The sequence below is a fragment of the Candidatus Jordarchaeum sp. genome, assembly GCF_052745115.1.
The window spans coordinates 1-1,767 of record NZ_JBRAKS010000536.1 but is presented as its reverse complement, the minus strand read 5'-3'; the positions used below and the strand labels follow the sequence as shown (position 1 = coordinate 1,767).

Annotated in this window: 1 protein-coding gene and 1 pseudogene; one reads left to right on the top strand and one right to left on the bottom strand. The window is 38.9% G+C overall.

The annotated features are described in order from the left end of the window. Nucleotides 1–107: 107 nt before the first annotated feature. Nucleotides 108–623: pseudogene (locus ACUVXA_RS20585) on the top strand (SDR family oxidoreductase); the annotation flags it as partial. 1 nt (nt 624) lies between these two features. On the opposite strand, the gene ACUVXA_RS20580 reads toward ACUVXA_RS20585, so the two are convergent. Beyond that, the gene (locus tag ACUVXA_RS20580; protein ID WP_445873166.1) at nt 625–1,542 is read right to left on the bottom strand and encodes a class I SAM-dependent methyltransferase; all 918 of its coding nucleotides are present in this window, start codon (nt 1,540–1,542) and stop codon (nt 625–627) included. Between the last annotated feature and the right edge of the window lie 225 nt (nt 1,543–1,767).

Genomic DNA, 1,767 nt, shown 5'->3' with positions numbered 1-1,767 from the left:
GAACCGAACACCATTTAGGCGGTGTCCTAAATGGGTAAGTTTCGGACAACGGTACTTGGAACTGCACCAGACACGCCTGCGTTTATTGGAGAAATCGATTTAAACAAGGAGATGCCCGAGGAGGAGCCATAATCAACACCACTTCCGAAGCGGGAACTCAGGGAAACGTCGGTCAGTCAAACTATGCTCCTGCTAAATCGGGAATAGCCACTTTGACCCTTGGAATAGCTCGCGAAATGAAAAAATATAACGTAAATTGTAATTGCATAAGCCCGCTGGCAAGAACCGAGCTCGCTCTATCCAGTCCACCGGTAGCAGAAGCCATGAAGATGGTTACGGTTAGACCGGACTTTGATCCGCTTGATCCCAGTAACGTATCTCCTCTGATTGCCTTTTTGGCTAGTGATAAAGGGAAGCATATAACGGGTCAAGTGTTCAGGATTATTGGAGGAAAAATTGATTTATACAAAACATGGGAGATTAAGTCATCGATTGAAAAGGATGGAAAATGGGAGGCAGGGGAGCTTGAGACCGCATTGGACGAGCTTTTGAAAGGTGTAACTAGTGTAGAATCAATAGATTTAAAGAAAGGTGTGGAAAACCTGTTGAAGGAAAGCAAATAATTTACTCGTTAATCAGAACGTAGTAAAGAGCACCCAACTCACCTGAAATGCGGCTGTTTTTTGGAATTAGCTGGTATTCCTGGTTATAGATTGCTTCGAGTCTAAATCCCGCTTCTCTTGTTAGTTTCTTGAAGTCTTCGTATAGCCAGAGTCTTAGTTCATGTTTTTCGTTAAATTCTAGCATTCTACCGTTATCCTGAACTTTCATTCTGAAATTAATATGGCGTTTTTTGTTCTCCCTGTCATAGAAGTAGGGACACCATGTGGCCTCTATTTTAGTTCCATTACTCTCAGCAAGCCAGGTTTCATCTGGCTTTTGCTCATTCTTCAGATCTTCATAGGCGCATACGATTTCTACAATGTAAAGTCCACCTTTACGAAGGGATTCTGACATCGCTTTGAAGTGGCTTAAAATATCTTCGTCTGTAAGGCAGTATCCGAGACTGTTAATAGAAATTATTGCGGCATCGAATTTCTGATCGAATCTCATGGTTCTCATGTCGCCCAATAGGGCTTCTGCCTTGCCAGCAGCTCCGTTATTCATGATTCTTTGTTTTGTGTAATCCACCATGTTTGGACAAATATCGTATCCCGTAATATGATACCCGTATTTGGGAAAAGCCTCTAGGAATATACCGCTGCCACAGGCTGGCTCCAGAATCCTTTTCACTTCGAAATTACAGTATTTTTTAAAACAATTGATGTAGAAGGTAATTTCTCCTGAGACATCCCTTGAAAAAGCAATATCGTAGTATTTTGGTAAATTATAGAGGGTAAATTCTTCCTCTTTAAAATTTTCACAAATCGGGGGATTATGGTTGATCTCTAGGGAATCGTTTGGGGATGCGGTATCACTGTTTTCTGATTGGGTTTCGCCGGAATTAGAGCTCTTAGTCCCGGTGGAAGTTGGACTGGTCATATTTCTCACCCTAATTTTAGTTTTCAAAAATAGGAATATTTTTTATAAAAAATTCACCATACCATTCAAATATTTACCCAATTTTTTAATATTTGGAATATTCTATATTTGATCTTCATATTTAAGTTAAAAGTAATTATTATTTTGCATTGTCCCAAATTCTTATTAATTATCCTCTATATTTATTTATTTTACTAAATTTAATATTTATTTTCAAATTTATTG